This window comes from Pseudomonas sp. P4_C3 (genome assembly GCF_056402075.1).
On record NZ_JBFUIC010000258.1, the window covers coordinates 1 to 5955 of the forward strand.

General features: G+C 61.4%; 5 protein-coding genes and 1 pseudogene. 4 read left to right on the forward strand and 2 right to left on the reverse strand.

Features of this window, described 5'->3' with window-relative positions; genetic code table 11:
- Both AC1DVH_RS24935 and AC1DVH_RS24940 read right to left on the reverse strand, forming a co-directional pair.
- A pseudogene (locus AC1DVH_RS24935) lies at positions 1-686 on the reverse strand (helix-turn-helix transcriptional regulator); the annotation flags it as partial.
- A gap of 136 nt (positions 687-822) precedes the next feature.
- On the reverse strand, positions 823-1866 hold the full coding sequence (locus tag AC1DVH_RS24940; protein ID WP_477756059.1) for a 3-ketosteroid-9-alpha-monooxygenase, oxygenase component: 1044 nt from the start codon (positions 1864-1866) through the stop codon (positions 823-825).
- 146 nt (positions 1867-2012) lie between these two features.
- On the opposite strand from AC1DVH_RS24940, the gene AC1DVH_RS24945 reads away from it, so the two are divergent.
- From AC1DVH_RS24945 to AC1DVH_RS24960, 4 genes are all read left to right on the forward strand, one after another.
- Positions 2013-2852 (forward strand): SDR family NAD(P)-dependent oxidoreductase, encoded by an 840-nt coding sequence (locus AC1DVH_RS24945; protein WP_477756060.1) that lies wholly within the window; start codon positions 2013-2015, stop codon positions 2850-2852.
- Positions 2839-3765 (forward strand): alpha/beta hydrolase, encoded by a 927-nt coding sequence (locus AC1DVH_RS24950; protein ID WP_477756061.1) that lies wholly within the window; start codon positions 2839-2841, stop codon positions 3763-3765. Before AC1DVH_RS24945 ends, AC1DVH_RS24950 begins: the two co-directional genes overlap by 14 nt.
- On the forward strand, positions 3762-4877 hold the full coding sequence (locus AC1DVH_RS24955; protein ID WP_477756062.1) for a 3,4-dihydroxy-2-butanone-4-phosphate synthase: 1116 nt from the start codon (positions 3762-3764) through the stop codon (positions 4875-4877). Before AC1DVH_RS24950 ends, AC1DVH_RS24955 begins: the two co-directional genes overlap by 4 nt.
- A gap of 271 nt (positions 4878-5148) precedes the next feature.
- Entirely contained in the window at positions 5149-5607 is a 459-nt protein-coding gene (locus tag AC1DVH_RS24960) for an REP-associated tyrosine transposase (RefSeq protein ID WP_477756063.1), read from the forward strand.
- The last annotated feature ends 348 nt before the right edge of the window (positions 5608-5955 follow it).

Genomic DNA, 5955 nt, shown 5'->3' on the forward strand with positions numbered 1-5955 from the left:
GTACCGACCTGCAGGCCATCGTTGACCAGTTTGATGCCGTCCTTTTCCTGGATCAGCCGGTCGGCGACCTGGTTGGTCTGCAGCACCTTGCCGGACTCGTCGAGGATGATCGTGCCGACCGCCATCTGGTTCACCGCGCCGGCGTACAGATTGCGCTCGGCTTCGATGCGGTTGAGCTGCATGTGGATCTTGATCGAGCGTTCCAGGTGCGGGACGAAATGCGTGAGCATGGCCTTTTCTTCATTGCCGAAAGGCTTGTCGTCACGTCCGCGGCTGATGCGAATGCGGCACTGGGCGCCGTCGACGGTGTTGATGTCGGCACCGAGGATGTGGAACACGTCCACCGGTTCAAGGAAGTTCTTGTAGAACTCGGAATTCTGCCAGTCGTCGTTGGAGACGAACTCGGCGAGGGTCACGACCTGGCGATTGGGCAGGTCGACAAACGGGTCGAGGCTGAAAAAATGTTTGTTGTACGACGCGGTTGCCTCGGTCGAGGTGCCCGTGGTGTTGACCATCAAGCCGTCCACATGAGCGCTGGGCGGACGCAGGATGAAGGTCACGTACTTGCTGTTCAGATGCACATTGAGCTGATTGAGAAACGTCGCCCAGGGAATGGTTTCCAGCGGCCCCTGATAGAGGTTGCCGATCAAATCACTGAACGTATCGAGGCTGAGGCTCTGCTGCATAGGGAAAAACCGTTTTTATTATTAGCGTTGGCGGTGGCCGAGGATAAGCGCCGGTATCGACTCCTTGCAACGCTCGGGCTCCGGGCCTGACCGGCGGCTGCCGCTCAGGCCCGGGGCGGGCGAAAAGCCGCTGGCGTCAGACCCGTTCGCTGGCGCGCACGACAAACTTCTTGTGTTCGCCGACGTCCGCCGACAGCGCCTGGACATCGGTGTAGAACTGCTCGTACCAGCGGCGCAACTGATAGACCGGACCGTCGCCGTCGCACAGCAGCGGGTTGTCGACGCGGGTCTTGCTGTGCCAGATGGCCACGTCTTCGTAGAAGGCTGCCTGGGCTTGCGCCACGTAGGCCTTGGCCATTGCCTGGTTCTGCTCCTCAGTGAGCCCCGGGATCTTTTTCACCAGCACGCCGTAGCGCAGGGTGAAGCTGTCCAGATCGATCGGTACGTGGCAGTTGAGCAGGATCGAATGGATCGGCTGGCCGTTCATCGCGCCGTTCATTTCGGTGATCTGGTAGGCCGGGCCGAAATAAGTGGCTTCAGTGGTCAGTACGCTGTCGCCGGACAGGCGTTCGCTGCGGGCGCGCATGATCTGGGTGGCCAGGTGGCCTTCGAAAATGTTGATGAACTCATCGACCGGCGCGCCGTGTACGGTGCCGAAGTGCRCCATGTCGGCGATGTTGTCGATCAGTTCGCGGCAGTTGGTGCCAATCTGCAATTCGGCGACTTCCCAGGCCGCCCATTCGTCGTTGTAGCAGGCGTCGATGCGCGGAATGCGTTGTTCCGGCAGCGGCGGATTGCCTTCGGGGTCATTCCAGACGAACAGCAGCTGGTTCTCTTCCATGATCGGCCAGCTCTTGATCTTGGCCCGTGGCGGAATGCGCTTGGCATAGGGGATGTCATCGCACACGCCGTCGGCGCCCCAGCGCCAGGCGTGGAACGGGCAGCGGATCGAGTTGCCTTCAACGCAACCGGTGCTCAGGTCGGCACCCATGTGCGGGCAGTAGCCATCAAGAATATGCAGTTCGCCGTCTTCACCCTGGAACGCCACCAGACGGGTGCCGAACACCTCCAGGCGATGGGCCTTGCCGTCGCGGTATTGCGCGGCCAGGCCCAGGCAATGCCAGCCGCGGGCGTAATGGTCTTCCAGCAGTTTGGCTTCGATGCGGTGCAGGGTACTCATCTTATTATTCTCCCAAGGGATCACGGGTTTGGCGCATGTAACGGATTCTGCCGCCCCTGTAAAAGCAGGCATCGTCTGAATGGACGATGGCTGCTTCAAGCAGGCCCGCTCTACTGGCGCCATTGGACCCATGGCAGGAGTAGGCGATGAGTAATGAACAAGGGCCGGTAGCGGTGATTACCGGGGCCGCCAGTGGTATTGGCCGTGGCCTGGCCGAACACGCGGCGACGCTGGGCATGCGCCTGGTGCTGGCGGATCGGGATGCAGCGGGCCTGCAAGCCCTGTGCGAGGAGTTGCAGGCCCGCGGTGTGCAAGCGATTGCCTGCGTTACCGATGTCGGTGATGTAACGCAGGTCGAGCGCTTGCGTGACCGGGCTGTCGAGCACTTAGGCGGGGTCGACCTGCTGTTTAACAACGCCGGCGTGATGCAAACCGGCTTCAGCTGGGAAATCACCGAGGCGCAATGGCAGCGCCTGTTGAACGTCAACCTTAACGGTGTGATCAACGGCATTCGCAGCTTTGTGCCGCTGTTGCTCAGTCAGGGCCGGCCAGCACACGTGATCAACACGGCGTCCCTTGCCGGGCTGGTCAGCAGTCCGTTGATGGCACCGTACAACGTGACCAAGCAGGCTGTGGTTGCGCTCTCGGAAACCCTGCATTACGAACTCGCGATGATCGGTGCGCCGGTGTCGGTTTCGGTGCTGTGCCCGGGGCCGGTCGCCAGCGAAATCATGGCCTCGAACCAGGTGGTGGACACTGCCGGATCCGACTTCAGTCAACTGCTCGACAGCACCGTTCGCCAGGGCATGAGCCCGGCGGAACTGGCCGCGCAAGTGTTCGCCGCCGTGGCGCAAAAACGCTTCTGGATTCTGCCCCACAAGAGTTTCAAACCGGCCCTTGAGCGTCGAGTACAAAGCATCCTGGGCGAGACCAATCCGCAGTTTCAAATGACTGACGTAGAGGACGATGCCCATGCCGCTCGATAAGCAGATCGCCGGGGTTCTCCAGCAGTTTCGCGACCTCCCGGAGCCCGATTTCAGTCAGGTCGATGCCGCACAGTACCGGCAGTTCTCCGACAACCTGCTGCCGGCCATCCCCGGCGAACCGATGAGCGAGGTGCGCAAGCTGCGGGTGGCCGGTGCGGACGGTGATCTGGACGCACGGCTGTACCGGCCATCGGAAGAACCCAACCTGCCGTTACTGGTGTTTTTCCATGGCGGCGGATTTGTCATGGGCAATCTCGATACACACGACAATCTCTGCCGCTCGCTGGCCCTCCAGACCGAGGCGGTGGTGGTGTCGGTCGCCTACCGACTGGCCCCGGAACACCCGTTCCCGGCGGCGCCCCTCGATTGTTACGCGGCCACCTGCTGGCTGGTTGAGCAGGCGGCTGAACTGCGCGTCGATGGCAGCCGGTTGGCCGTGGCCGGGGACAGTGCCGGGGGAAATCTGGCGCTGGCGGTCAGTCAGTTGGCGGCACGATGCCAGGGGCCGAAGGTCAGTTATCAGTGCCTGTTTTACCCGGTCACCGATGCAGGTTGCAACAGTCAGTCCTTCGAAGACTTCGCCGAGAGTTATCTGCTTTCCGCCGGGATGATGCGCTGGTTCTGGCAGCAATATCTGCAAGACGTCGGGCAGGCGGATGATCCTTTGGCCTCGCCACTGCGTGCCGAGAGCCTGGCGGGGTTGCCGCCAACGACCCTGATTAGCGCCGAATTCGACCCATTGCGTGATGAAGGCGAGGCAATGGCCGAGTGCTTGCGCGAGGCTGGTGTGCCTGTGCGCGTCCAGCGTTGTGACGGCATGATCCACGGCTTTATCAGCATGGCGCCCTTTGTCGAAGGGGCGGCACATGCCTTGTCCGATGCGGCGGCCGACCTGCGCGGGGCACTCCAGTGAACGGCCTGGCTTTCAACACGGTACCGCAACTGATCGAGGCCATCGGCGCCGGGCAGATGGTGGTGATCACCGACGACGAACACAACGGCGAAGGCTCTTTGCTGATGGCCGCCGAACAGGCCGGGGCCGAGGCCGTCACGTTCATGGCGGTGCAGGCGCGCGGGCTGATTTGCCTGGCCCTGACCGAGCAGCGCTGCCGCGCGCTGGGCCTGGACCTGATGGTGCCCAACTCGCGGGCGCAACATGGCGTGGGTTTTACCCGCTCGATCGAAGCCGCCACCGGGGTGTCCACCGGCATCTCGGCGGCGGATCGGGCGCGCTCGATCCAGGTGGCGGTCGACCCGGCCAGCGTTCCGGCAGACCTGGTACAACCGGGGCATATCTTCCCGGTGCAGGCCTTGCCCGGTGGCGTGATGCAGCGGGCCGGACATGTCGAGGCCGCCTGCGACCTGACACGTCTGGCGGGCCTGCAACCGGCGGCAACGCTGGTGGGCATTCTCAACGAGGACGGCGAACTGGCCCGTGGTGCCGAGTTGCATGAATTCGCCCAACGGCATGGCCTGCGGATCGGCACCATTGCCGACCTGATTCACTACCGCATCCTGCATGAAGGCACGATCGAGCGCGGTGGCGAATACCCGCTGCATACCCGCCATGGCGAGTTCCAGGTGACCACCTATCAGGACACCTACCAGGGCGCGTTGCACCTGGCGCTGGTCAAGGGCCGGATCGACAGCACGCAACCGGTGCTGGTGCGGGTGCAAAGCATCGAGACGTTGCGCGATGCGCTGGGGTGTGAAAACGAGGGCGGGGCGCAACAGTGGACCCTCGAACGTTCGCTGGCCAGTATCGCAGCCGCCGGTAACGGCGTACTGGTGTTGCTGGCACAAAAGGAAACCGCCGAGGGCGTGCTCGAACAACTGCGTCAGCGCAACGCAGGCAAGCACCTGGCGTCACATTTTCCGCAACGGACCCTGGGCATCGGCGCGCAGATCCTGCGCGACCAGAACGTACGCAAATTGCGCCTGATGAGCTCGCCGGTGCCGTACAAGGCCGTGTCCGGATTCGATCTGGAAGTGACGGAATTCGTGCCGTTCCAGCCAGCAGTCTGAAGCCAACACAAAAACCTGTGGGAGCGAGCTTGCTCGCGATGGCAGAGTGTCGGTCGACATCTATTTTGAATGTGCTGGCCTCATCGCGAGCAAGCTCGCTCCCACAGGGTTAATGGGTGTATGCAATATGTGCGAGCAGCCGAAATCATTGTGGGAGCGAGCTTGCTCGCGATAGCTATCGATTGGTCACATCCAGTCAAAAGCTAACCCAACTCTCAAGCATCCACCGGTCTAGCCTTCCTCCTGAACTCACCATGGAGAGGGCAAAGGAATGCCGGATTTACCCGCCTCACATCGCCTGCGCACAGGCCGCTATCCCGAACCCAACAGAATTTACCTGCTGACGAGCAACACGCTGGACCGACAACCGGTTTTCAAGGATTTCGGTTTGGGCAGGCTGGTCGTCAAGCAATTTCAATATGCACAGGAACAATACTGGGCGAACTCTTTAGCCTGGGTTGTCATGCCCGATCATTTTCATTGGTTGATCGAGCTGCAGCAGTGCTCACTCAGTCAGCTGATGCAAAAAACCAAATCATTGAGTACGCGGGCCGTGAACATGTCCGTCGGACGTAAAGGCAGCCTTTGGCAGCAGGGCTATCACGATCGGGCGTTGAGGCGGGATGAGGATCTGGTGAAGCTTGCTCGATATGTTGTCGCCAACCCGTTACGCGCGGGGTTGGTGGAGAAGCTGGGCGATTATCCGCTGTGGGACGCGATATGGGTTTGATCCGTAACCGCGTTGCCACCATCGTCGGAACGCCGCCCGGAGCAAGCTCGCTCCCACAATGATTTTTGGATACCCGTAGATGTTGCGTACACCCGCTAACCCTGTGGGAGCGAGCTTGCTCGCGATGGGGGTCTGTCAGGCGACATCAATGTTGAATATGCCGGCCTCATCGCGAGCAGGCTGGCTCCCACAATGATTTTTGGATACCCGCAGATATTGCGAACACTTGATAACCCTGTGGGAGCGAGCTTGCTCGCGATGAGGCCGGCACATTCAACATGGATGTCGCCAGACATTCCGCCATCGCGAGCAAGCTCGCTCCCACAGGGTTATCAAGTGTTCGCAATA

Bases quoted from the DNA above. Each gene is read 5' to 3' on its own strand.
- AC1DVH_RS24945 (WP_477756060.1), top strand. From the start codon at position 2,013: ATGAGTAATGAACAAGGGCCGGTAGCGGTGATTACCGGGGCCGCCAGT.
- AC1DVH_RS24960 (WP_477756063.1), top strand. From the start codon at position 5,149: ATGCCGGATTTACCCGCCTCACATCGCCTGCGCACAGGCCGCTATCCC.
- AC1DVH_RS24950 (WP_477756061.1), top strand. From the start codon at position 2,839: ATGCCGCTCGATAAGCAGATCGCCGGGGTTCTCCAGCAGTTTCGCGAC.